Source organism: Brachybacterium sp., from assembly GCF_036379615.1.
GTDB lineage: Bacteria > Actinomycetota > Actinomycetes > Actinomycetales > Dermabacteraceae > Brachybacterium.
Genome location: NZ_DASVGJ010000047.1, coordinates 81,830 through 103,184, shown reverse-complemented (window position 1 = coordinate 103,184; position 21,355 = coordinate 81,830). Strand labels below are relative to the sequence as shown.

Annotated in this window: 25 protein-coding genes; 14 read left to right on the top strand and 11 right to left on the bottom strand. The window is 71.8% G+C overall.

Annotation, left to right across the window (positions count from 1 at the left end):
• Positions 1-10: 10 nt before the first annotated feature.
• From VF289_RS09120 to VF289_RS09110, 3 genes are all read right to left on the bottom strand, one after another.
• Entirely contained in the window at positions 11-889 is an 879-nt protein-coding gene (locus VF289_RS09120) for a biopolymer transporter Tol (protein WP_330883288.1), read from the bottom strand.
• 31 nt (positions 890-920) lie between these two features.
• On the bottom strand, positions 921-1,148 hold the full coding sequence (locus tag VF289_RS09115) for a hypothetical protein (RefSeq protein ID WP_330883286.1): 228 nt from the start codon (positions 1,146-1,148) through the stop codon (positions 921-923).
• Positions 1,149-1,332: 184 nt separating this feature from the next.
• Positions 1,333-1,818 (bottom strand): pyridoxamine 5'-phosphate oxidase family protein, encoded by a 486-nt coding sequence (locus VF289_RS09110; protein ID WP_330883284.1) that lies wholly within the window; start codon positions 1,816-1,818, stop codon positions 1,333-1,335.
• A 277-nt stretch (positions 1,819-2,095) separates the two neighbouring features.
• Between VF289_RS09110 and VF289_RS09105 the strand changes: the two genes are divergently transcribed.
• Together VF289_RS09105 and VF289_RS09100 are read left to right on the top strand one after the other, a co-directional pair.
• A complete protein-coding gene (locus VF289_RS09105; protein WP_330883282.1) occupies positions 2,096-2,455 on the top strand; it encodes a PadR family transcriptional regulator in 360 nt (119 codons plus the stop codon).
• A 1-nt stretch (position 2,456) separates the two neighbouring features.
• Positions 2,457-3,407: a permease prefix domain 1-containing protein gene (locus tag VF289_RS09100; protein ID WP_330883280.1), complete on the top strand. Its 951-nt coding sequence runs from the start codon at positions 2,457-2,459 to the stop codon at positions 3,405-3,407.
• Here VF289_RS09100 and VF289_RS09095 read toward each other — a convergent pair.
• A complete protein-coding gene (locus tag VF289_RS09095; protein ID WP_330883278.1) occupies positions 3,379-4,458 on the bottom strand; it encodes an AraC family transcriptional regulator in 1,080 nt (359 codons plus the stop codon). The genes VF289_RS09100 and VF289_RS09095 overlap by 29 nt on opposite strands.
• A gap of 128 nt (positions 4,459-4,586) precedes the next feature.
• Between VF289_RS09095 and VF289_RS09090 the strand changes: the two genes are divergently transcribed.
• The gene (locus tag VF289_RS09090; RefSeq protein ID WP_330883276.1) at positions 4,587-5,405 is read left to right on the top strand and encodes an NAD(P)H-dependent oxidoreductase; all 819 of its coding nucleotides are present in this window, start codon (positions 4,587-4,589) and stop codon (positions 5,403-5,405) included.
• A gap of 36 nt (positions 5,406-5,441) precedes the next feature.
• Here VF289_RS09090 and VF289_RS09085 read toward each other — a convergent pair whose 3' ends face one another.
• Positions 5,442-6,419: a helix-turn-helix transcriptional regulator gene (locus VF289_RS09085; RefSeq protein ID WP_330883274.1), complete on the bottom strand. Its 978-nt coding sequence runs from the start codon at positions 6,417-6,419 to the stop codon at positions 5,442-5,444.
• Between the two features lie 204 nt (positions 6,420-6,623).
• Between VF289_RS09085 and VF289_RS09080 the strand changes: the two genes are divergently transcribed.
• A complete protein-coding gene (locus tag VF289_RS09080; RefSeq protein WP_330883273.1) occupies positions 6,624-7,646 on the top strand; it encodes a zinc-dependent alcohol dehydrogenase family protein in 1,023 nt (340 codons plus the stop codon).
• A 223-nt stretch (positions 7,647-7,869) separates the two neighbouring features.
• On the opposite strand, the gene VF289_RS09075 is transcribed toward VF289_RS09080, so the two are convergent.
• Entirely contained in the window at positions 7,870-8,967 is a 1,098-nt protein-coding gene (locus VF289_RS09075; protein WP_330883271.1) for an NAD(P)/FAD-dependent oxidoreductase, read from the bottom strand.
• Positions 8,968-9,055: 88 nt separating this feature from the next.
• On the opposite strand from VF289_RS09075, the gene VF289_RS09070 reads away from it, so the two are divergent.
• Both VF289_RS09070 and VF289_RS09065 read left to right on the top strand, forming a co-directional pair.
• Positions 9,056-9,622, top strand: a complete 567-nt coding sequence (locus tag VF289_RS09070; protein WP_330883270.1) for a helix-turn-helix transcriptional regulator — start codon at positions 9,056-9,058, stop codon at positions 9,620-9,622.
• 66 nt (positions 9,623-9,688) lie between these two features.
• Positions 9,689-10,504 (top strand): PrsW family intramembrane metalloprotease, encoded by an 816-nt coding sequence (locus VF289_RS09065; RefSeq protein WP_330883268.1) that lies wholly within the window; start codon positions 9,689-9,691, stop codon positions 10,502-10,504.
• Between the two features lie 24 nt (positions 10,505-10,528).
• Here the strand turns inward: VF289_RS09065 and VF289_RS09060 are convergent, their stop codons facing one another.
• Positions 10,529-11,650, bottom strand: coding sequence for a GTP-binding protein (locus tag VF289_RS09060; RefSeq protein WP_330883266.1), 1,122 nt, complete (start codon positions 11,648-11,650; stop codon positions 10,529-10,531).
• Positions 11,651-11,707: 57 nt separating this feature from the next.
• Between VF289_RS09060 and rpmB the strand changes: the two genes are divergently transcribed.
• From rpmB to VF289_RS09020, 8 genes are all read left to right on the top strand, one after another.
• Positions 11,708-11,944, top strand: coding sequence for a 50S ribosomal protein L28 (gene rpmB / locus VF289_RS09055; RefSeq protein WP_330883264.1), 237 nt, complete (start codon positions 11,708-11,710; stop codon positions 11,942-11,944).
• 9 nt (positions 11,945-11,953) lie between these two features.
• Complete coding sequence (gene rpmG, locus VF289_RS09050; RefSeq protein ID WP_330883262.1) at positions 11,954-12,121, top strand: 50S ribosomal protein L33; 168 nt, start codon at positions 11,954-11,956, stop codon at positions 12,119-12,121.
• Positions 12,121-12,426, top strand: coding sequence for a 30S ribosomal protein S14 (gene rpsN / locus VF289_RS09045; RefSeq protein ID WP_330883261.1), 306 nt, complete (start codon positions 12,121-12,123; stop codon positions 12,424-12,426). The genes rpmG and rpsN overlap by 1 nt, the downstream gene beginning before the upstream one ends.
• A gap of 43 nt (positions 12,427-12,469) precedes the next feature.
• Positions 12,470-12,733 carry a type B 50S ribosomal protein L31 gene (locus VF289_RS09040; protein ID WP_330883259.1) on the top strand — a complete coding sequence of 88 codons (264 nt, stop codon included), beginning with the start codon at positions 12,470-12,472 and terminating at the stop codon, positions 12,731-12,733.
• Positions 12,734-13,314: 581 nt separating this feature from the next.
• Positions 13,315-13,551, top strand: a complete 237-nt coding sequence (locus VF289_RS09035) for a hypothetical protein (RefSeq protein ID WP_330883258.1) — start codon at positions 13,315-13,317, stop codon at positions 13,549-13,551.
• A gap of 220 nt (positions 13,552-13,771) precedes the next feature.
• The gene (locus tag VF289_RS09030) at positions 13,772-15,367 is read left to right on the top strand and encodes an FAD-dependent monooxygenase (RefSeq protein ID WP_330883256.1); all 1,596 of its coding nucleotides are present in this window, start codon (positions 13,772-13,774) and stop codon (positions 15,365-15,367) included.
• A 108-nt stretch (positions 15,368-15,475) separates the two neighbouring features.
• Entirely contained in the window at positions 15,476-15,748 is a 273-nt protein-coding gene (locus VF289_RS09025) for a type B 50S ribosomal protein L31 (RefSeq protein ID WP_330883254.1), read from the top strand.
• A gap of 132 nt (positions 15,749-15,880) precedes the next feature.
• On the top strand, positions 15,881-16,198 hold the full coding sequence (locus VF289_RS09020; RefSeq protein ID WP_330883252.1) for a MazG nucleotide pyrophosphohydrolase domain-containing protein: 318 nt from the start codon (positions 15,881-15,883) through the stop codon (positions 16,196-16,198).
• An 18-nt stretch (positions 16,199-16,216) separates the two neighbouring features.
• On the opposite strand, the gene VF289_RS09015 is transcribed toward VF289_RS09020, so the two are convergent.
• The 4 genes from VF289_RS09015 to VF289_RS09000 form a co-directional block, all read right to left on the bottom strand.
• A complete protein-coding gene (locus VF289_RS09015) occupies positions 16,217-17,635 on the bottom strand; it encodes a phosphoglucomutase/phosphomannomutase family protein (protein ID WP_330883250.1) in 1,419 nt (472 codons plus the stop codon).
• A gap of 132 nt (positions 17,636-17,767) precedes the next feature.
• The gene (locus tag VF289_RS09010; protein ID WP_330883248.1) at positions 17,768-18,991 is read right to left on the bottom strand and encodes a Gfo/Idh/MocA family oxidoreductase; all 1,224 of its coding nucleotides are present in this window, start codon (positions 18,989-18,991) and stop codon (positions 17,768-17,770) included.
• An 86-nt stretch (positions 18,992-19,077) separates the two neighbouring features.
• Positions 19,078-20,298 carry an ABC transporter ATP-binding protein gene (locus VF289_RS09005; RefSeq protein ID WP_330883245.1) on the bottom strand — a complete coding sequence of 407 codons (1,221 nt, stop codon included), beginning with the start codon at positions 20,296-20,298 and terminating at the stop codon, positions 19,078-19,080.
• Positions 20,295-21,347, bottom strand: coding sequence for an ABC transporter ATP-binding protein (locus tag VF289_RS09000; protein WP_330883243.1), 1,053 nt, complete (start codon positions 21,345-21,347; stop codon positions 20,295-20,297). Before VF289_RS09000 ends, VF289_RS09005 begins: the two co-directional genes overlap by 4 nt.
• Positions 21,348-21,355 lie beyond the last annotated feature (8 nt).

The following is a 21,355-nucleotide window of genomic DNA, read 5'->3' as shown; positions in this document are numbered from 1 at the left end:
AGGGCCCGGCTCACTCCCCGATCGGGTAGTCGACGTAGGCGAGGCGGCGGGAGTCCGGGGCCCAGCTGTTGACGTTGAGCGTGCCCTGCCCTCCGTCGAGGTGTACGAGGTCGCGCAGCCCGGTCCCGTCGGGGGCGCTCAGGCGCAGGATGACCGGGAGGTCCGCGGGATGCCCTTCGGTGCCGGGCGGGAAGCTGATGTGCGCGAGGCGCTCGCCGTCGGGTGAGAGGTGCGGGAACCAGTTCACGCGCTCGTCGGCGGTGAGCTGCTCGGCGCCCGTGCCGTCGGGGCGCATGCGGAACAGCTGCGCGTGACCGGGCACGGTGCGGGCCCGCTCGGAGTTGAAGTAGATCCAGGTGCCGTCCGGGGAGTGCTCGGGACCGTCGTCCGGGAACTCGTCATCGGTGAGCTGCACGGACTCCCCACCGGTCGCGGGGATCGCGAACAGGTCCGGCGGGAGCCAGGAGCCGTCCGCGTTCCGCTGCACCCCGGTGTAGAGCAGCGTCCCGCCGTCGGGGCTGACGCCGTGGAGGAAGTGGAGGCGACCCTCGTTCTGCGTGATCCTCACGGTCGCGCCGCCCGCGAGCGGGGCGCGGTGGATGTGGCCGTCCTCGGCGGAGACGTAGACGTGCACACCGTCGGGGTCGAGCACGTGGTCGTTGTTCAGCGGCGCCAGGTCGCCCAGATCGAGGCGCACCGGCGTCCCGCCCTCGACGCCGAGGCGGAACAGGTGGCCGTCGCCGTTGAGGATCAGTGCGGCGCCGTCGAGGGACCAGTTCGGGGCCTCGTACAGCACCTCGGCGCACTCGTGGACGACGCGATCCTCGCCGGTGTCGACGTCGAGCACGTGGATTCGGGAGCGCTGGTCCGGGGCGAGGGAGCGAGGCATGGAGAGTCCTTCGTGACGAGGGTCGGTCCCCCTATCCTGCCGTGCCGGGGGCCTCCCGCGCCTCCAGCTCCCGCAGGCGCTGGTCCGCGCGCCCTGCGCGATCCGCCTCGCTCATCTCCCACCAGGCCGTACCGCGCTCGCCGAGCCCCTCCTTGGCGAGCTGGACCCGCTCCCTCCAGGCGGCGATGACCACCGGGTCCCGCGAGCCGCGCAGTGCCGACCGGGCCCGGCCCAGCTCCGAGCGCAGTCGCGATGCCACGGACTCGCTCAGCGACGGATCCGTCGCGCGCCAGCGCCTGCCTCGCACGACGAGATACCGCCCATCCTCTGTGCGCTCCGGACCGTCCTCCTCGCGCCCGCGCTCCGGCTCCCTCACGACGGAGTGTCCGAGCTCGGGTCGCGAGGCCCCGGGGGGCGAGCCTCCGCGGGCGCGGCGCCCGGGCTCACAGCTCGGTGGTGCCGGTGCCGCCCGGCGCCTGCTCCCCGGACACCTTGGCCTTGACGATCTGCGCGAGCCCGGCGACCCGACCGCCGGGAAGCCCCCAGAACTGAGCGGAGGTGCCGCTGACGCGCAGCAGACCCAGGTCCGGATCCTCCGCGCCGCCGGGGAAGTAAGCCTCCGCGCTGTCGGTCCAGAGCTGCTCCACGACCGACCTGTCCTCCACGAAGGCGGCCCTGCCGGCGACGGAGAGCCAGGACCCTGCCTCCGCGACGGCGAGATTCACCTCCGGCCCGCTGCGGAGCGCCTCGGCCTGACCGCCGCTCAGGCTCACGAAGAACCAGACGTCCGCCTCCTCGCTGACGCCCTGGATCGCCATGGGATGGGACAGGAGCTTCCCGTCCGGGAGCGCGGTGGTGAGCATGACCAGGTCGGTGTCGCGGAGCTTCTGCACCACGTCCTGCTGGGTGAGCGTGTCGTCATTCGCCATGGTTCCTCCGTCGTGTCGTCGTGCTCCGAGTCGTCGTGCGACGTGTCGTCGTGCGCCGTCGCCCCGCTCGTCGGGTCCGCGGTCATCGACCGTGCGACCGGGCTTCCCCCGAAGGGCGATCCCTGAGAACGGGGCTGTCACCCTGACGCTACTCATCGCGAGCGGCGGGTCCCAGGGGTCCGACCGGTCGGTGCGCCGCGCGCAACGGGGCACCGGGCAGAGTGCACTCGAACCTTGCACTAGACAACACTGTGCGACTCACACTATGGTGTGAGGTATGAACGAACCCCTCGATCTCCACCTGCAGGAGCTCCGGCGCGGCACCGTCGTGCTGGCGTGCCTGCAGCTGCTGCGCTCACCCGGGTACGGCTACGGCCTGCTCGAGGACCTCGAGCGCCATGGCTTCGCGACGGATGCCAACACGCTCTACCCGCTGCTGCGGCGGCTGGAGAAGCAGGGCTTCCTCACCAGCGAGTGGAACACCGAGGAGGCTCGGCCGCGGAAGTTCTACCGCACCTCTGCCGAGGGCGAGCGCCTGGCGGACACCCTCACCGCCGAGTGGACGGCGCTGACCGGCGCGATCAGCTCCCTCCCTGCCACCGACACTGCCGACACCTCCACCGACGAGGAGCACTGACATGCCTTCCACCCTCACCTCCCGCTACATCGATGCCACCGCCCGCTCCCTGCCCGCCGACCTCGAGCAGGATGTGCGCGAAGAGCTCACCGCTTCGATCGCCGACGCCGTCGAGGCCAGGATCGAGCAGGGAGAGGACCCCGAGGTCGCGGAGCGCGCCGCTCTCACCGAGCTGGGCGACCCCGCCGCGCTGGCGGCCGGCTACACCGACCGACCCCTGCACCTCATCGGGCCGCGGTACTACCTGACCTGGCTTCGCCTGCTCAAGACGCTGCTGATCATCGTGCCGCCGATCGCGATGCTCGGCGCCGGGATCGCCCATGCGATCAGCGGCGCGAGCGTGGGCGGAGTGATCGCCGAGGCGATCGCGATCGGACTCTCCGTGACCGTCCATCTGTTCTTCTGGGTGACCCTCGTGTTCGTGATCCTCGAACGCACTCGCACCGAGACCGGGACCACCTGGGACGTGGACCAGCTGCCGGAGGAGCGCAGCTCCGGCACCGGACGCGCCGACCTGATCCCCTCGCTCGTGCTCATCGCGCTGATGCTCGGGGCCGTCGCCTGGGACCTGACGCGGGGCCTCGCCGTGATCGACGGCAGCACCCTCCCGGTGCTCCACCCGAGCCTCTGGCCCGGATGGATCCTCCTCTTCGCTGCGCTGCTGCTGCTCGAGGCGGCCCTTGCGATCGCGAACTTCGTGCGAAAGCGCTGGACCACGGCCGCCGCGATCGTCAACACCGCTCTCGCCGTGGGGTTCGTCAGCTGGGCGCTCACCCTGCTGGGCCAGGGCCGGCTGCTGAACCCGGAGCTGCTGGAGATCGCACGCGCCAGCGGCGTCGATGGCGACGTGTCCTTCACCCTGGGCGTGATCCTCGTGGTCGGCATCCTGGGCGGCTCTGCCTGGGATGCGATCGACGGCTGGATCAAGACCGCCCGGGACGCCCGGCGCTGACCCCGCTGGGTTCGCTGACCCTGCTGGGTTCGCTGACCCTGCTGGCCTCGCTGACCCTGCTGGCCTCTCCGGCCTCGCTGACCCCGCAGGGTTCGAGGGTCTCGTGCGACCGCGTGCGGGAGCGGTAGGCGGTGGGCCGCATGCCGTACTCCCGCGTGAAGGCGGCGCTCAGCGCGTACGAGCTGCCATAGCCGACGGTGCGAGCGATCGTCTCGAGAGTGCTCTCGCTCTCCACGAGCAGGTCCGCGGCCTGGCACAGTCGCCATCCGGCCAGATAGGAGATCGGCGGCTCGCCCATCAGCTCGGCGAAGCGTCGGGCGAAGGTCGCCCGGGCCACCCCGGCCTCTGTGGCGAGGGAGGCGACGGTCCAGTCCCGGGCCGGATCCGCATGAAGGGCGGCGAGCGCCGGACCGACCACCATGTCCCCGGCGGCCTGGTACCAGCCGGGCACGGTCGCGCCGGGCGCGGCGAAGGCCTCGCGGAGCACGCGGAGCAGGACGAGGTCGAGCAACCGGTCCAGCATCGCCTGCTGTCCCGGCTCGCGGCCGCCGATCTCCTCCTCGATCAGCTCCAGCGCCACCTCCGTCCGGGCGCTGCGAGGGACGAGGAGCACCGGGGGCAGCGCGCCGAGAAGCCTGTCCGCGATCCTCCCGGATGTCGGGAACGCCCCGGTCAGCAGCGCATGCTCACCCTCCAGACGCTCCGGCCCGGTCCGTCCGTCGAGGCCGGTGTCCGCACTGTCGACGGGCCGTCCGGCGGCGTCCGCGCAGCGCCCGTCGGCGATGACGAGACAGGTGCACCCGGGAGGTGTGGCGCGGGAGTCCGCGAGGTCGATCCATCCGGCGTCGGTCACGATCGCCACGTCCCCGGGGGTGAGCGGGAGCGGATCCTGCCCGTCACGGAGGAGCCATCCGTCCCCGCGCAGCATCGTCACCAGGGTGATCGTGCCGGTGGTCCGGAGGCGGAGCCGCCAGGGCGCCGCGAGCAGGCTCCGCCCCACCAGCGCACCGGAGGATCGGAGGTTGTCGAGGACCTCGCTGAGGGTATCCACCGCTCCAGCGTAGACGCTGGCGCATCGATCGCAGTGTTTCGAGCATTGAGCATCTCGCACCGGGACGGTGGACTGGTCCCTGACACCGCGCCGGTCCACGACGTGACCTCTCGACCTCAGGAGCCTCCATGCCTCTCGCACACCCTCCCGTCCCCGGATCCGCCCTCTGGGTCCACACCCACCCGCGCAGGGAGTCCCTCGGCGGGCACCTCTTCCGGGCCGGGACCGAAGCCCTCTCCCGCACCCGCACCCTCCACACCTCGGACCTGTACTCCCAGCGCTTCGACCCCGTCTTCGGGCCCTCCGACCTCGGCCCCGACCCGGACGCGCCGGGCAACCTCGCCGTCCAGGCGGGACGCGCGTCGCAGGAGGGGATGGCCTCACCGGAGGTGCTCGCCGAGCAGGCCAAGCTCGCTGATGCCGAGCTGCTGATCCTCCAGTTCCCGCTGTGGTGGTACGGCCCGCCCGCCGTGCTCAAGGGATGGATCGACAGGGTCTTCACCGAGGGCTTCGCCTACGACGGCACCCTCGACCCCGAGAGCGGGATGCCCCGCCGCTACGGTGACGGGGGCCTGGCGGGACGCCGCGCCCTCGTGATCGTCACCGCCGGCGACGATTCGAGGACGCTCGGACCTCGCGGCCTCAGCGGCGACCTCGACGCCCTGCTCTTCCCCCTCACCCACGGCGCGCTCTGGTACGTGGGGATCGACGTCCTGGATCTGCACGTCATCCACGACGCCGACGGGCTCGACGCCGAGGGCGTGGGGCGGGAGACCGAGCGGCTGCTCACCCGGCTCGACGGCCTGGCGGGCGAGCAGCCGATCCCCTACCGCCGGCTGCGCGACGGCGACTACCCCCACGATCTGCGGGCGCTGGATCCCGTGCTGCTGCCCGGGCGCAGCGACCTCGAGATCCACCGTGAGCCCGCACCGCACCTGGCGCGGTGACTCCGCGACAACGGGGCCGCCGACGGGCGGAGGCCGTCAGTCGGTGCGCGCGTCCACGGAGGCGGCCTCGTCGGCCCGGTCGCGGCGTCGGGTCGCGGCCCAGGTGGCGAGCAGGCGCAGTCGCTCCTCGGAGGTCGAGCCCGGCTCGGCCGTGTAGGTGATCAGGGCGCGGCCGGGCTCGGCGCTCAGCAGCAGCTCCTCGTAGGCGACGGTCACCTCGCCCACCACCGGGTGGCGGAACAGCTTGGTGCCTGAGCCGTGGGTGTGCACGTCATGCGCGGCCCAGAGCCGGCGGAAATCCTCGGAGCAGGTGGACAGCTCCCCCACAAGATCCTGCATCGCCGTGTCATGCGGGTCCTTGCCGACCTCGACGCGCATCGAGCCCACGCACATCTGCGCGAAGCGCTCCCACTCGGGGTAGAAGTCACGAGAGGCAGGGTCCAGGAACTGGAATCGTGCGAGGTTCGGGATCCGGCCCCTGCCTGTGGTGAGGTCTGCGGTCAGGCGCGCGCCGCCGTCCGCCGCCTCGTCCCGGTCCGCTCCCCCCTCCTCGTCCCCGAGCACCGGCAGGTAGAACGCTCGCCCCAACGCGTTCGCGGCCACGAGGTTCTGGTGCTGGTCCCGCACGAAGGCGACGGTGCCGGTCAGGGAGTCGAGCATCCACTGCAGGGTGTGCCTCACGGGAGCCGGGGACGCCCCGCTGCGGCGCCGGGGACGGCTCGAGGTGGGGATGCCGTCCGCGGCACGGGCCAGGTCCAGCAGATGGCGGTGCTCGGTGTCGTCCAGCTGCAGAGCCGTGGCCAGGGAGTTCAGCACGGAGGCGGAGGCTCCGGCGATCGCACCGCGCTCGAGCTTTGCGTAGTACTCCACGCTCATCCCGGCGAGCGTCGCGACCTCGCTGCGGCGCAGTCCTGCGACACGGCGACCGCCCGCCTCAGGCAGCCCCGCCTGCTGCGGCGTGACCTTCGCGCGGCGGGTCATGAGGAACTCGCGCACCTCGGCTCTGTTGTCCATGAGGCCACCATAGGACCGATCCCCCGCAGCTGCCCGACACCAGGGGTCCCCTGCGGGTACACCTCTCGACAGACACTCCCCGTCCGCCGGCGGACCCGGTGTGATGGTCCGGCACCCGCCCCGCGGCGCCGTCGGCCCCGGGAGCGGGAGCGGGGGCGGCAGCAGCCGCACCCGAAGAACACGCAGCCCCAGAAGGAGCACCCCATGCGCGCAGTGATCATGCACGCCCCCGGCGACGTCCGTGTCGAGGAGCGCGAGGATCCACAGCTCATCGAGCCGACCGACGCGATCATCCGCCTCACCGCGACCTGCATCTGCGGCTCGGACCTGTGGCCCTACCGCGGCGCCGACCAGCCCGACCACCAGCACATGGGCCACGAGTACGTGGGCGTGGTCGAGGAGATCGGCGAGGAGGTCACCACGCTCGAGGTGGGAGACTTCGTGGTCGGCTCCTTCGTGATCTCCTGCGGGCAGTGCGAGATCTGCCGCGAGGGACACCCCTCCCGCTGCGTGCACGCGATCTTCGTCGACGGTGAGATCGGCACCCAGGCCGAGATGGCCCGCATCCCCTTCGCCGACGGGACCCTCGTCAAGACCCCCGGCCCTCCCGATCCGGACCTGATCCCCTCGCTGCTGGCCGCTTCCGACGTGCTCGGCACCGGCTGGTTCGCGGCCGACGCCGCCGGCGCCGGCCCCGGACGGATCGTGGCCGTGGTCGGCGACGGCGCAGTGGGCCTGATGGGCGTGCTGGCCGCGAAGCAGATGGGGGCCGAGCGGATCATCGTCTTCAGCCGCCACGCGGATCGGCAGGCGCTGGCCCGCGAGTACGGGGCCAGCGACATCGTCACCGAGCGCGGCGACGAGGGCGTGGCCCGTCTGAAGGAGCTGACCGGCGGGCTCGGCGCGCACTCGACGATCGAGGCCGTCGGCACCCAGGAGTCGATGATGCAGGCGATCCGCGCCACCCGCCCCGGCGGCTCCGTCGGCTTCGTGGGCGTCTCGCACGATGTCCAGCTCCCCGGTGGCGAGCTGTTCTTCTCCGCCGTCCATCTCCATGGCGGCCCGGCGCCGGTGCGCCGCTACCTGCCCGAGCTGATCGACCTGATCTGGCGGCGCGAGATCGACCCCGGGAAGGTCTTCGACCTCACCCTGCCGCTGACCGAGGCGGCCGAGGGCTACCGCGCGATGGACGAGCGCCGCGCCACCAAGGTGCTGCTCACCATGTGAGGACCCCGCTCGCCCAGCCCGCCGCTCCCCGCGCCGCTCACCCAGCCCACCGTGCCCACCGCGCCCCGCACCGCCCAGGCCCGGCCCGCCCCGCCCCACCCCGCCCCGCCCCGCCCCGCCCCGCCCCGGTCAGTGCAACAGAGCTGGTGCTATCGACGATTCATTCGACCTGTTCTGTTGCACTCGGTCGGCCGCCGTCCGCGGGCGGAGCGTGGGAACCAGGTCAGGCGGTCGCGTGAGCCCGGCGCGTGACGGCCGCGTCGGCGTCGGTCATCACGAGCATGCCGTGCAGGCGCGCACCGGCGAGCGCGCCGGCCGCGGCCGAGAGCCCGACCTGCGCGGCCGGGTCCGTGACGTTGCCGGCGACCGACACCCCGGGGATCTCGGTGCCCCCGCTGGGATCGGCCGCGACCTTCCACCCCATCCCGCCGGACAGCTCCTCGACGGCGAGGCCCAGCTCCTCGAGCCCGTCCAGCCGGGGATGCAGCACGGTCGCGGCCACGAGCACCTCGCGCGGCACCAGCTCGCCGTCCGCCATGCGGACCCCCGCGATGCCGCCGTCGGCCGACGCGACGATCTCCTGGACCCCACCCTCGATGACCCGCACCCCGAGCGCATCGAATCGCTCACGGGTGCCGGGGTCCACCTCGAGCCCGTCGATGGTGAAGACCGTCAGGTCGTCGCTGAGGGCGGCGAACATGAGCGCGTGATGGAAGGAGGCGGGACGGGTGGCGAGGACGCCGATGGCCTGGTCGCGCACCTCCCAGCCGTGGCAGAACGGGCAGTGCACGAGGCCGTGGCCCCAGTGCTGGGCCAGGCCCGGGATCGCGGGGAGCTCGTCGCGGGTGCCGGTGGTGATCAGCAGGCGACGGGCGGTGAGGGTGCGACCGTCTGCGAGGGCGACCTCGAAGCGGAGGTCACCCTCGGCCGACGGGTCGGCGGCGCGGGCGCTCGCCACCTCCGCGGTGACGATCAGGCCGCCGTACTGCCGCAGCTCGGCGCGGCCGCGGGCGAGGAACGCCGCCGGCGGGGTGCCCTCGTTGCCGAGCAGACCGTGGATGCCCTCGGCGGGGGCGTTGCGGGGCGTGCCGGAGTCGATGACGACGACGCTGCGGCGGGAGCGGGCGAGCATCAGCGCACCGTTCAGCCCGGCGGCGCCGCCTCCGATCACGGCGACGTCGACGAGGGCGGCGGGGAGAGCGTCCGTCGCGGGCTGGCCGATGGGGACCTGACCGGCGGAGTCCCGGCGGGTGGAGCCCTGGTCGGCGGAGCCCTGGTTGGTGGAGTCGTAGCTGGGGGAGATCGTGTCTGCGGGGGTCATGACGGGGTCCTCTCGGTCGTGGGGCCTCCGGCAGGAGGCATGGGACGACCGTAGACACGCGTTGCACCTGCGGCATAGCATCTTGCGCATGGAGCAAGATTCTTCGAGTGTGGACGGCCTGGTCCGGCAACGACTGCGTGCTCTGCGCCTCGCCCAGGGCCTTTCGCTGGGCGGCCTCGCCACCCGCGCCCACCTCAGCCCCTCCACCCTCTCGCGCATCGAGAACGGCCAGCGGCGCCTCGCCCTCGACCAGCTGGTGGTGCTCGCCCGCGCTCTGGACACAGGCCTGGACGAGCTGGTCGAGACCCAGACCGAGGAGGTGGTCTCGAACGCGACCGCGGAGCACGGCATGGAGGCGCTGCGCTGGCGCATCCGGCACAGCCCCGACACGGTGGTCCTGCGGCGCCGGGTCGTCGGCCCGCCGCCGGCGCCGGAGAAGATGCGCGCCCACCCCGGGCACGAATGGCTGGTGGTCCTCTCCGGCACCCTCACCCTGCTGCTGGGTGAGCGCCGCCACCGGGTCACGGAGAACCAGTCCGCCGAGTTCGACACGATGCTCCCCCACGCCTTCGGCGCCGAGGGAGGACCGGCGGACGTGCTGCTCTTCGTCGACCCGCAGGCGCGGCGCGGACACGAGCACGACGCGCAGGAATGACACCCCTGCGCGTGGTCCCTCGCGCTCGTCGTCGGCGTCCTCGCCTACGTGGTCACCTTCGGGATCATGCTGCTGACCCGCAACCCCACCATGGTCCCGACCGTGCTGCTGGTGGGCTCCGTGACCATTCCGCTGGCAGTGCTGCTGTTCGCCCAGTTCGGCCGCACCGGCCCGCTCGTGCCCACCTGGACGCTCCTGGCGACCGCCGGGATCGGCGGCCTGTTCGGGATCAGCGCGGCAGGCCTCGAGGAGGCCCTCGCCGGGATGACCCTGGGCCGAGGATCGATCCTGCTGGTCGGCGCGATCGAGGAGACCGCGAAGCTCGTGGTCCCGCTGATCGTGCTGGCGCTCGCCCACCGCGTCACTCGCGGCGGCGGCATCGTGATCGGCATCGCCGCCGGCATGGGCTTCGCGGTGCTGGAGACGATGGGCTACGGCTTCACCGCCCTGCTGGCCAGGAACGGCGGGCTGGGCGCGCTGGACGCGACCCTCGTGCTGCGCGGCATCCTGGTGCCGGCCGGGCACGTGGCCTGGACCGGCGCGATCTGCGCGGCGCTGTGGCATCTCGTGGAGACCTCCCACAAGGGTCGCGGTGTGCTGGCGCTGGCCGTCGCGTGCGTGGGCGCGATCGTGCTGCACACCACCTGGGACGCGACCGGCAGCGGACTGCTCCGCGCGGCGATCGGCCTGGTCAGCGTCGCCACCTTGCTGACCCTGGCGATCCTCGCGCACCGCGCCGCCGCGCGCCGCGCGCTGCGCACCATGAGTGCCGGCGGCGGAAGCATCAGCCGCGGCGTCGATGGAGGCGTCAGCGGCGTCGGCGGCGCGGCCCCGGCGCCGGTCATGCCGATGCCGGGGACGCACCCGACGCGGACCGCCTGACCAGCCCGGTCGCGAGATGCCGCCCTACGCCACCGCGCCGCGAGCGCCCAGCCACGGGGCCAGGAGGTCCTCGGCGCCGAGCCAGGACTCGAGACCGGCCTCCCACTCCTCGGCAGTGAACAGGCTGCGACCGAAGGCGTCCCGCACCCGGTCCCGGTCGGCGGGAACGATGCCGGTGATCACGAGCCGGGTGGTGGGCAGCTCGCGGCCGGCCCGCCAGACCGCGCCGATCGAGACCTGCCCGCCCGCCCCGTCCCACTGGCAGATGCTGTCGGGGCGGTCGGGCACCCAGAACCGCCCGCGCCCGCGCAGGTGTCCGGCACCGAGCTGCTCGATGTTCTCCAGCAGGCGGTCCGGATGGAACGGGCGCCGCGAGCAGAGGTCGAGGGTCCAGGTGCCGTGCGTGACCGGCCCGCCGTGGGGCTCGACATAGCGCACGTCGCGGCGACGAAGGGCGAGCAGGTGGTCGAGCGTCCCGCCGAGCACCTCGGGCGCCGTCAGGGCGAAGGTGCCGTGCACCAGGCGCTGCTCAGGGGCGCGCAGGTGCTCGACGAGCTCCGCCCCGGGACCGTCCGGCGATCCCTCGACCACCAGGGTGTCGGCGTACTCGATCTGGGCGGCCAGCGCCTCGCCGACGCTGCGGGCATCGCCGGCAGCCCATCGCAGATCGCGCTCGGCGAGGGTGTCGTCGCCGAGCAGGTCCTCCCGTGCGGAGGCGAGGTCCACCGCGGTGACGGCAGCACTCAGGTGCCAGCGGTCCTGATGGGGGCGCAGCGCGCCGGCGACGATCGAGGGCTCGGCGCTGAGCGGCGGGGCGAGCAGCACGGCGGTGACGCCGGCGGCGGTGGAGAGGCGAGCCAGGGTGGGCACCGCGTCTTCGCGCATGGCGCAGGAGGCGCAGGGGTGGTCGAGATGGACGATCTCGTCCTCGATCACGCCGTCGGCCGCGACGATCAACCGGCGCAGCGCCGAGGCCCTCTCATCGACCTCGTAGCGCAGGGCGACGACCCCGTCGGCGTCCAGCAGCAGGCTCGCCAGGAGCGACTCTCGCAGCACGGGATCGATTCCCGAGAGCACCGCGACGGGCAGGGAATACTCGCCGCGCCCTGCTGGTTGAAAGTGAACAGATTCAGGGGTGTCAGCCACGTCAGCGGGCTCCAGCTTCTTGACGATAATGGTTATCAATAAGTAGTATCACCGCCCATGTCCACACGCTGTCAAGTCACCGGGGCCGTCCCCCGCTTCGGGAAGACCGTCTCCCACTCCCATCGCCGCACGTCGCGACGCTTCGACCCCAACATCCAGTCCAAGCGGTTCTTCGTCCCCTCGCTCGGGAGGACCGTCCGTCTGCAGGTCTCCGCCAAGGGCCTGAAGACCATCGATCGTCGAGGGATCGAGTCCGTCGTGGCCGAGATCCGTGCCCGCGGCGAGAAGATCTGAGAGGAACCCATGGCCAAGAAGAGTGACGTGCGCGGCACGGTGAAGCTCCGCTCCACCGCCGGCACCGGCTACACGTACATGACCACCAAGAACCGCCGGAACACCCCGGACCGTCTCACCGCCCGCAAGTTCGATCCGCGAGCGCGGACCGTCGTCCTGTTCCGTGAGGAGCGCTGATGGCGAAGACCTCGAAGATCGCCGCCGACAGCCGCCGTCGCGAGACGGTGGCCCGGTACGACGAGCGACGCCGAGCCCTGAAGGCCACGCTCAAGGACCCCTCTGCCACGACCAGCGAGAAGGTGCTCGCCCGTCGGGCGCTGCAGCGCCTGCCGCGAGATGCGAGCCCCACCCGCCTGCGGAACCGTGACGCCATCGACGGCCGGCCCCGCGGCTTCCTGCGCACCTTCGGGCTGTCCCGGGTGCGCTTCCGCGCCGCCGCCCATCGCGGCGAACTGCCCGGCATCACGAAATCCAGCTGGTGAGCACCCCTCACCCCTCACCCCTCACCCCTCCCGGGAGAACACCATGAGAACCGACATCCACCCCGAGTACCGCCCCGTCGTCTTCCGTGACGCGAGCGCGAACTTCTCCTTCCTGACCCGCTCCACCCGCACCTCGGACAGGACGGTGGCCTGGGACGACGGCCAGGAGTATCCCGTGATCGACATCGAGGTCTCCTCGGCCTCCCACCCCTTCTACACCGGGCGGGCCACCGTGCTCGACACCGCCGGACGGGTGGAGAAGTTCCGTCGCCGCTACGGGATGCCGTCCGCCCCGGTCGCGGACTGACCCCGCCCGACCCTCGGTCCGGGTGCCCGCTGCGGCGGCGCCCGGACCGCTCTGCGTGGGACGCGATGGCGGGCGGCAGGCATCCCGCCTGCCGACCGGCTTCGTGATCCATCGCCGCCTGCGGGAATAAACCCTTGGCGGCTCCCGTTGCATGCTGATAGCGTCCACGAGGTCGCGGACGGAGACGCCCGCGCCACGGGACCGGCGATCTTCTCGCCACCCGGCGGGACTCCCCGCCACCGGGCAGCACCACTGCCCATCGGACCACCACAGGTCCACCTCGGGCGGCCCCAGCCGCCCCGGCCGCCGTGATCGGCTCCCGCACTGCCATGACGGCAGCGTCCAGGGAACGATCCACACGGCCCGCGCTCTTCGCGCCGACCCCTTCCCGCCGACGAGGCGGCCTCCCGGGGGACGTCGCTGCGAGGACGCCACCGGTCGACCCGCACCGCGCGAGCACCGACCTCGCGACCGCCGCGCCCCAGCGCACCGGTCGCCGCACTGCGCACCTCGCGCATCCGGCATCCCGCCGGACACAGACATCACGCCGGCCTCTCGGCCGGCGCCGAAGGAGAAGCACCATGCAGTACACCGATACGACCACCCCGCATCGACCGCAGTCCCATCTGGTCGTCTTCCGCGACCAGAGCGCAGGCCTGCGCTACCTCACCCGCTCCACCCGCACCTCGGACCTCTCGACCACCTGGGAGGACGGCAACGTCTACCCCGTCGTCGAGGTGGACCTGTCCTCCGCGGCGCATTTCGCACGCCAGCAGTCCCGCCACCCGCGGCGACAGCCTGTCGGCGCCTCCGCCTGAGAGCGGCGGGCAGTCGCCCGCCGACCCCTGGTGCCCACGGGCCCGAGCCGTCCCCGGACGGGCTCGGGCCCGTTCCGCGTTCGCCCCGGTCCGCGCGGCGGAGCCGCCGCGCCACCCTTCGCACGGACACCGTGCCCCCTCCGGCCTGACCCTCACGCGGGCGACCGGGTCTACCGTGGCGGCAGGAACGACTCGCCGTCACGTCGAGAAGAGGCCCGCCATGCCCACCGACCCCGCCCCCACCCCGCTCGTCAACGGCACGCTGGAGACCCAGACCCTGAACGCCGACGAGCCGAAGCCGGAGGTGCTGGAGACGGACGTGCTGGTGGTCGGCGCGGGTCCGACCGGTCTGATGGCGGGCCTGGTCCTGCATCGCCGCGGCGTCGACTCCCTGATCGTCGACGGGAAGCACGGACCCACGCGCGCATCGCGCGCACTGGTGGTCCAGGCCCGCAGCATGGAGATCTACGACCAGCTGGGACTCGCCGAGCAGGTGCTCACCGGCGGCAACGCCGCCGCTCGCCTCCAGTTCGGACCCGGCACCGCCCCGGGAGTCGAGTTCGGCAGGATGCAGGAGGGCTGGACCTCCTTCCCCGGTGCCCAGATCTTCGAACAGTCCCGCAACGAGGAGCTGCTCTCGCGGACGCTCTCCGCAGAAGGCTCGCCCGTGCACTGGGGCCACCGCTTCCTGGGGTTCGCGACGCTCGGCGACGCGGCCCCCGCAGAGGTGCGGATCCTGGGGCCCGAGGGACCGGTGCGGATCCGTGCCCGCTGGGTGATCGGCGCCGACGGCGCGGGCTCACCCGTGCGCCATGCGCTGGGCCTGCCCTTCGAGGGGGTCACCGATGACGCGACCTTCTGCGTCGCAGATCTCCGCGGCGTGAGCGGTTCCCCGGCGAACGCGCTCACGGCACGCTTCGGGGAACAGCGCTTCGCGATCACCTTCCCGATGGGTCCCGGCGGGCACGTGCGCGCGGTGTGGCTGCACGGCGAGCAGGAGCCCCCGCAGGAGGAGGCGCTCGCCGGGATGCGTTCGGATCTCGGGATCACGTACGACAGGGTCGACTGGTTCTCCGCCTACCGCGTCCACCATCGCGTGGCCACGCACTTCCGTCGCGGGCCCGTGCTGCTGGCCGGCGACGCCGCGCACGTGCACTCCCCGGTGGGCGGCCAGGGCATGAACACCGGCCTGCAGGACGCCCATCACCTGGCCCACCTGCTGGCCGACATCTCCGCAGGGCATCTCGAGGAGACCGCGCTGGACCGCTACGAGAGCGAGCGCCGCTCGGTGGCGATGACCCTGATCTCCGCCACCGACCGCGCCTTCGGCATCATCGCCCGGCCAGGCCGCGGAACCGGATTCCTGCGCCGCCGCGCTCGCGACGTGCTCGCCGTGCTCGCACCGCGGATCCTCGACACGGACCTCGGTCCCTACCTCGCCGGGCTGCTCGGCCAGTACCGGATCCGCTACCACGCGATGCCGCAGGGCGGGCCGCCACCGCGGTGGGCGCTGGATCGCGCCGTCGGCCTGCGCCTTCCACCGACCGAGGAGAACCGTGCGGTGCTGCGGGAGATGACCTGGCAGCTTCACACCTATGGGGCGGACGCCGCTCGGCCGACGGGACTGCCGGACTGGATCCAGGGCCCCTTCGCCTTCTCCCCCGAGGCGCGCGGCCGGCTGCGCCGGGACCGGCTGTACCTGGTGCGGCCCGACGGCGTCGTCGCGGCCTCGTGGCCGGTGCACGCCGGGGCGGTGGCAGTGGATGACGTGCAGGCGACGCTCACGGCGTACGGGGTGCGGGAGTCGCGAGGGTGAGAGGGGCGCGAGGGTGAGAGAGCGCTCGGCGACGATCGCCACGCTCTCGCGGGAATACTCGCACCCCCTTCGTAGTTGACCTTTCAGTCATCAACGGAGGAGATCCTCATGCAGAAGAACATCCACCCCGACTACCGCCCCGTCGTCTTCCGCGACCGCAGCGCCGGCACCGCCTTCCTCACGAACTCCACCCGCACCTCCGAGCGGACCGTGACCTGGGAGGACGGCAACGACTACCCGGTGGTCGACGTCGAGGTCTCCGCGGCTTCCCACCCGTTCTGGACCGGCCGCGCCGGGCTGGTCGATGCCGCCGGTCGCGTCGAGCGCTTCCGCCGTCGCTACGCGAACAAGATCGTCACGTCCCCTCACCCCACCGCCTGAGGGCGTCGGCGCCCGGTGGCTCCCCGCCCCTGAGCCGTGTGCGGCGGCGGGCCCGGGAGCTCGACAGTCACCGCGGTGCGACCGCCCGCCTTCCCGCGACTGTTCTCAGAGCGCGGCGCATAGGGTGCGGGGATGGAGCTGAACCAGATCGCCGACCGGATCGAGGCGCTGTCCGCGCAGTACGCGGAGGTGTACGGGATCGAGCGGTCCGGGAGCTGGGCGCTGCTCAAGCTCACCGAGGAGGTCGGCGAGCTCGCGCAGGCGCACCTCACCGCGACCGGGCAGAGCCGCGACCGGGGCCTGAGCGCGGAGGAGCAGTCGCGGGTGGTGCAGGAGGAGCTGGGCGACGTGCTCGGCATGTGCCTGGTCTACGCCCGCCAGCTGGGCATCGATCCCGAGCACGCCGTCGCCGACAAGTGGTTCCGGTATGAGCGCCAGCCGGAGGGCTGAACGCAGGCGGGACCTGCCTCAGGCCTCCAGACCGTAGTGGTGGGCCACGGTGCGGGACAGCTCCTGGGCCTCCTCGACGGTGGGCGCCTCGGAGAACACCCGGATCACCGGTTCGGTGCCGGAGAAGCGGATGGTCAGCCAGGAGTCGTCGGCGAAGTACACCTTGCAGCCGTCCTCCCAGGCGATCCGCTCGACCTCACGGGTGAACGCCGGCAGCTCGTGCTGCTCGAAGATCCGCCGCTGCAGCTCCTCGCGGCGCGCAGGGGTGTATCCGTAGGAGGACTCCTCCATCTCCAGCCGCCCGTAACGCTCCACGAGCTCGGCGTAGATCTGTGAGAGGGGCTTGCCGGCGGCGGCGACCATCTCGACCAGCAGGCTGCCGGCCTGGATGCCGTCCTTGCCGGGGATGTGTCCACGCACCGTGAGTCCGCCGGAGGACTCCCCTCCGATCACGGCGTCGGTCTCCTCCATCTTCGCGCTGATCCACTTGAAGCCGACCGGCACCTCGTGGCAGATCTCGCCGTGCGCGGCCGCGACCCGGTCCAGCAGGTGCGTGGTGGAGAGATTGCGGACCACCGGGCCGCGCCAGCCCCTGCCGGCCAGGAGGTACTCGTACAGCAGCACCAGGATCTGGTTGGGGCTGAGGAAGCCGCCCTGGTCGTCGATGATGCCCAGCCGGTCCGCATCGCCGTCGGTGGCGATGCCGAGATCCGCACCCTGGTCGAGCACGGCCTGGCGCAGCGGAGCGAGGCTGCCTTCGGCGGGTGAGGGCATGCGGCCGCCGAACAGCGGATCGTGCCGGGCGTTGATGACCGCGACATCGCAGCGGGCGCTGACCAGGACCGTCTGCAGGCTGGTCTGGGCCACGCCGAACATCGGGTCCAGGACGACGCGCAGGTGGGCGTGCCGAATGGTCTCCAGATCCAGCTGCTCGATGATGGCGTCGAGATACCAGTTGATCGAGGACTGCTCGGTGACCAGGTCGCTGTCGCGCACCTCGTGGGGCGCGAGCGAGCGCACCTCCGCCGGGTCGAGGGCCGCGATGTGGGCGCCGAGCTCGTCGGTGACCTCGATCTCGGCGTCCCGTCCGCCCTCGGTGAAGACCTTGATGCCGTTGTAGAGGGCAGGGTTGTGGCTGGCGGTCACGGCGATCCCGTAGGCGCAGCCCATCTGCCGCACCGTCCACATGCCCATCGGGGTGGGAACGGGGCGGGTGATCAGCGTGACCGGTACGCCGTTGCCGGCGAGCACCTCGATCGCCCACCACGCGGCGACGTCGGAGAGGAAGCGGCGGTCGTAGCTGACCACCAGTCCCCGGTCTGCGACGCCCTCGGCGTGCATGCGGTCGGCGAGACCCTGTGCGAGCAGGCGCACGTTCTCTCGGGTGAACTCGTCGCCGATGATGGCTCTCCAGCCACCGGTGCCGAACCTGATCACGGGATGCTCCTTCAGAAAGGGGGACGGGGGACAAGACAGGACGGGCGGGACGGGCGGGCGGAAGGGGAGGCGGGATGGATGCGATGAGACAGGAGGCGGCGGGACGGGCGGATGCGGCCCTGTGCCGGGAGCTCAGACCTCGACGCTCTCCTGATCGTGCTCGTGCTCCTGCTCCTGCAGGGGCTGCTGCCCGCCGTCGAAGTACTCCACGACGTCGGCGGGGACCGGGGGCACGTCGTGGGGCACGCCGCCCTCCCGAATCGACAGGGCGCCGTGCACTCCGGTGGCGACCGCCTCCCGGGCGGCGATGACGGACACGTCGGTGCGGCCCCCCGCACGGGCGAAGCGCAGGAACTCGGCGACCAGGCTCGGGTCCGCGCCGCCGTGGCCGCCGGTGGCACGGGCCACCACCTCCACGGCGTCCGGTCGGCCGGGACCGGAGCGGCGTGACTGCCAGATGTGGATCTGGTCGCCGGAGCCGTCGCCCATGTTCTCGATCCGGCCGGCGTCCCCGATCACGGTGTAGTTCCGCCAGTAGTCGGGGGTGAAATGGCACTGCTGGTAGGAGGCGAGCACACCGTTGTCGAGCGTCATCTGCAGCATCGAGATGTCCTCGACATCCACCACCGGGTTCAGCTCCCTCTGCGCGGTGGGCGGCCAGATGTCCTCGTCGTACCAGTCACCCATGCGGCGGTCGGAGTTGTCGCGCCGATCGGCGATGTCCCCGTAGACGGCGAGGTCGCCGATGCCGGAGACGCGACGGGTGTAGCCGCCGGCCAGCCAATGGATCACGTCGATGTCGTGGGCGCCCTTCTGCAGCAGCAGGCTCATCGCCTTCTCCTTCTCGGCGTGCCAGTCCTTGAAGTAGAAGTCGCCCCCAGCACCCACGAAGTGGCGGCACCAGATCGCACGCACACGACCGATCCGGCCGGAGTCGACGATCTCCTTCATCTGCCGGATCACGGGCATGTGGCGCATGTTGTGGCCGACGAACAGTCGGGCCCGGCGCTCCTTGGCCAGGGCCAGCATCTCGTCCGCGTCCTCTACCGAGATCGCCATCGGCTTCTCGCAGAAGGTCGCGATTCCGGCGCCGAGCGTCCGCAGCGCCACCGAGGCATGGGCGAAGTCGGGAGTCAGGATCATCACCGCGTCGACCTCGTGCCCGGACAGGAGCTCCTCGACCGAGTCGACCGTGGCCACCTCGTCCCCGAACAGTTCGCGAGCCCGGATCTTCGCGCGTTCGGTCGGGTCGGCCACCACGGTGACGCGAGAGCCCTCGCCGGGGCGATGGGCGTGGGTGGCGAGAGTGTGGCGGGCGCCGAAGCCGATCACGCCGAGGCGGAGGTCGGGGGACATGGGGATCAGATCCTTTGAGGGGTGGGGGTCGACCGGGGCACCGGTCGGGGCGGTGGGGAGTGGCTGAGTGGGGTGCTCGAGCGGGGTCATGACTGAAAGGGTCCCAGATCAGAGGTGGTCTCGGAGTCGAGGGCGACGGTGCGCGTGAGCGCGTCCTCGGCGTCGGCGTGCTGGAGGCCCGCCTCCGCCGCCGCCACATCGGCGGGCACGCCGAAGCGGATGCGGTCCTGGCTCAGCAGGTGCGCCTTGCCCTCCTGGTGGAGCCAGCACTTGGCCCAGTGGCCGGGGGTGACCTCGACCGGCTCGGGGGCCTTCTGGGAGCAGATGTCCATCGCGAAGGGGCAGCGCGGATTGAACCGGCAGCCGCGGGGCGGGGTGATCAGACTGGGCGGCTCGCCCAGATCGCCGACCTGGTCGAACAGGGATTGCTGGTCCCCCTCCAGACCTCGGCCCGGATCCGGGGAGGAGTCCAGCAGCAGCCGCGTGTAGGGGTGCTGCGGGGAATGGATGACGTCCTCGGAGGCGCCGCCCTCGATCATCTGGCCCGCGTACATCACGTTGATGCGGTCCGCGATATAGCGGGCCGAGGCGATGTCATGGGTGATGTAGAGCAGTGCCAGACCCTCCTCGTCGCGAAGGCGCTTGAGCAGGTTCAGCACATCCAGGCGGATCGAGACGTCGAGCATGGAGATCGGTTCGTCGCCGAGCATCACCTCGGGCTCGACCGCGAGGGCCCGGGCGATCACGATGCGCTGGCGCTGACCGCCGGAGAGCTCGTGGGGGTACTTGTCGATGTACTGCTCGGGCGGAGTGAGGTTCACCCTCTCCAGCAGCTCGAGGACCTTCGCCTCGACCTGCTTGGCCGTGCGGGCCCTGCCGTGCATCCGCAGCGCTCGGCCCAGCACGTGGCGGATCGACTTCAGGGAGTTCAGCGAGGCGAAGGGGTCCTGGAACAGCAGCTGGACCCTGGCGTAGTACTGCTTGGCCTTCCGACCGGCGACATGCTGGACCGGATTCCCGTCCAGGAGGATCTCCCCGCCAGATGCCGGGTAGTACAGGCTGAGCAGCCGCGCGACCGTGGTCTTGCCGGAACCGGACTCACCCACCATCGCGACGATCTCACCGCGGTGCAGCTGCAGGTCGATGTCCTCGACCGCCCGCACGATGCTCGTCCCCTTCTTGCCCCGCACCTGGAAGTGCTTGGTCACCCCGCGCGCCTCGAGGACGACATCCCGCTCCTCCCCCGGTGACGCCGCTCCTGCCGCGTCCCGCACTGACCCCTCTGTCGTGCTGTCCGTCGTGCTCATGCGTCCTCTCCCTCCGTCGTCCCGGCTGCTGCCCCGACTGTCGCGACGCGGGCCTGCGGTGTGTTGAGGTGGCATGCCGCATCCACCTGTTCTGCCACCTGCAGCAGCTCCGGGCGCCTCTCGTGACAGATCGCCATCGCGCTCTCGCAGCGGGGGGCGAAGGAGCAGCCCGCCGGCAGGTTCAGCAGGTCCGGCGCGCTGCCCGGGATGCCGTGCATCTCCACGAGCGGCGCATAGAGCGGCGGGAAGGAGTCGCGCAGCGCCCGGGTGTAGGGGTGCCGGGGGCTGCGGTACAGCTCCTCCGACGGTCCGACCTCCACGATCCGTCCCGCATACATGATGGCCAGCCGGTCCGACAGCTCGAGCAGCAGCGAGAGGTCGTGGGTGACGAAGATGATCGCGAATCCCAGCTCTCTCTGCAGACGCAGCACCTGGCTCATGATCGTGCGCTGCATGACCACGTCCACCGCGGTGGTCGGCTCGTCCATCACCACGAGCTCTGGATCGCAGGCCAGGGCCAGGGAGATCAGCGAGCGCTGCCGCATGCCGCCGGACATCTCGTGCGGGAAGGAGTCCACGCGATCGCGCGGGATCCCCGACAGCGCCAGCAGATCTCCGGCACGCTGCAGGGCCTCCTTCGCGCTCATCCGCGGATCGTGCTCGCGCAGCACGTCGACGAACTGGGCGCCCAGTCGCTTGACCGGGTTCAAGGCGTCCATCGCGGACTGCATGACGATCGCGAGCTTGTCCCACCGCAGGTGCAGCAGCTCCTTGTCCGTGCGCGGCACGAGGTCCGTCACCCCACCGGCGCCGTCGTGGAGGAGCACCGTGCCCCCGGCGGTCACGGCCGGGTCCCGCTGCAGGCGCAGCAGTGCGGTGGTGAGCGTCGACTTCCCCGAGCCGGATTCGCCGGCGAGGCCCAGGATCTCCCCTCGGTGCAGGGTGAACGAGGCGTCCGAGACAGCTCGGACGGCTCCGTTCAGGGTCAGGTAGTCGACATCGAGGTCCTGCACCTCGAGCAGGACGTCTCCGACTTCGCGACGGGCCACGGGTACTC

Bases quoted from the DNA above. Each gene is read 5' to 3' on its own strand.
- VF289_RS09040 (WP_330883259.1), top strand. From the start codon at position 12,470: ATGAGAACCGACATCCACCCCGAGTACCGCCCCGTCGTCTTCCGTGAC.
- VF289_RS09020 (WP_330883252.1), top strand. From the start codon at position 15,881: ATGGAGCTGAACCAGATCGCCGACCGGATCGAGGCGCTGTCCGCGCAG.
- VF289_RS09010 (WP_330883248.1), bottom strand. From the start codon at position 18,991: ATGTCCCCCGACCTCCGCCTCGGCGTGATCGGCTTCGGCGCCCGCCAC.
- VF289_RS09105 (WP_330883282.1), top strand. From the start codon at position 2,096: ATGAACGAACCCCTCGATCTCCACCTGCAGGAGCTCCGGCGCGGCACC.
- VF289_RS09070 (WP_330883270.1), top strand. From the start codon at position 9,056: ATGGAGCAAGATTCTTCGAGTGTGGACGGCCTGGTCCGGCAACGACTG.
- VF289_RS09110 (WP_330883284.1), bottom strand. From the start codon at position 1,818: ATGGCGAATGACGACACGCTCACCCAGCAGGACGTGGTGCAGAAGCTC.
- VF289_RS09030 (WP_330883256.1), top strand. From the start codon at position 13,772: ATGCCCACCGACCCCGCCCCCACCCCGCTCGTCAACGGCACGCTGGAG.
- VF289_RS09005 (WP_330883245.1), bottom strand. From the start codon at position 20,298: ATGAGCACGACGGACAGCACGACAGAGGGGTCAGTGCGGGACGCGGCA.
- VF289_RS09080 (WP_330883273.1), top strand. From the start codon at position 6,624: ATGCGCGCAGTGATCATGCACGCCCCCGGCGACGTCCGTGTCGAGGAG.
- VF289_RS09090 (WP_330883276.1), top strand. From the start codon at position 4,587: ATGCCTCTCGCACACCCTCCCGTCCCCGGATCCGCCCTCTGGGTCCAC.
- VF289_RS09025 (WP_330883254.1), top strand. From the start codon at position 15,476: ATGCAGAAGAACATCCACCCCGACTACCGCCCCGTCGTCTTCCGCGAC.
- VF289_RS09075 (WP_330883271.1), bottom strand. From the start codon at position 8,967: ATGACCCCCGCAGACACGATCTCCCCCAGCTACGACTCCACCAACCAG.
- VF289_RS09100 (WP_330883280.1), top strand. From the start codon at position 2,457: ATGCCTTCCACCCTCACCTCCCGCTACATCGATGCCACCGCCCGCTCC.
- rpmG (WP_330883262.1), top strand. From the start codon at position 11,954: ATGGCCAAGAAGAGTGACGTGCGCGGCACGGTGAAGCTCCGCTCCACC.
- rpsN (WP_330883261.1), top strand. From the start codon at position 12,121: ATGGCGAAGACCTCGAAGATCGCCGCCGACAGCCGCCGTCGCGAGACG.
- VF289_RS09035 (WP_330883258.1), top strand. From the start codon at position 13,315: ATGCAGTACACCGATACGACCACCCCGCATCGACCGCAGTCCCATCTG.
- VF289_RS09085 (WP_330883274.1), bottom strand. From the start codon at position 6,419: ATGGACAACAGAGCCGAGGTGCGCGAGTTCCTCATGACCCGCCGCGCG.
- VF289_RS09065 (WP_330883268.1), top strand. From the start codon at position 9,689: ATGCTGCTGACCCGCAACCCCACCATGGTCCCGACCGTGCTGCTGGTG.
- VF289_RS09120 (WP_330883288.1), bottom strand. From the start codon at position 889: ATGCCTCGCTCCCTCGCCCCGGACCAGCGCTCCCGAATCCACGTGCTC.
- rpmB (WP_330883264.1), top strand. From the start codon at position 11,708: ATGTCCACACGCTGTCAAGTCACCGGGGCCGTCCCCCGCTTCGGGAAG.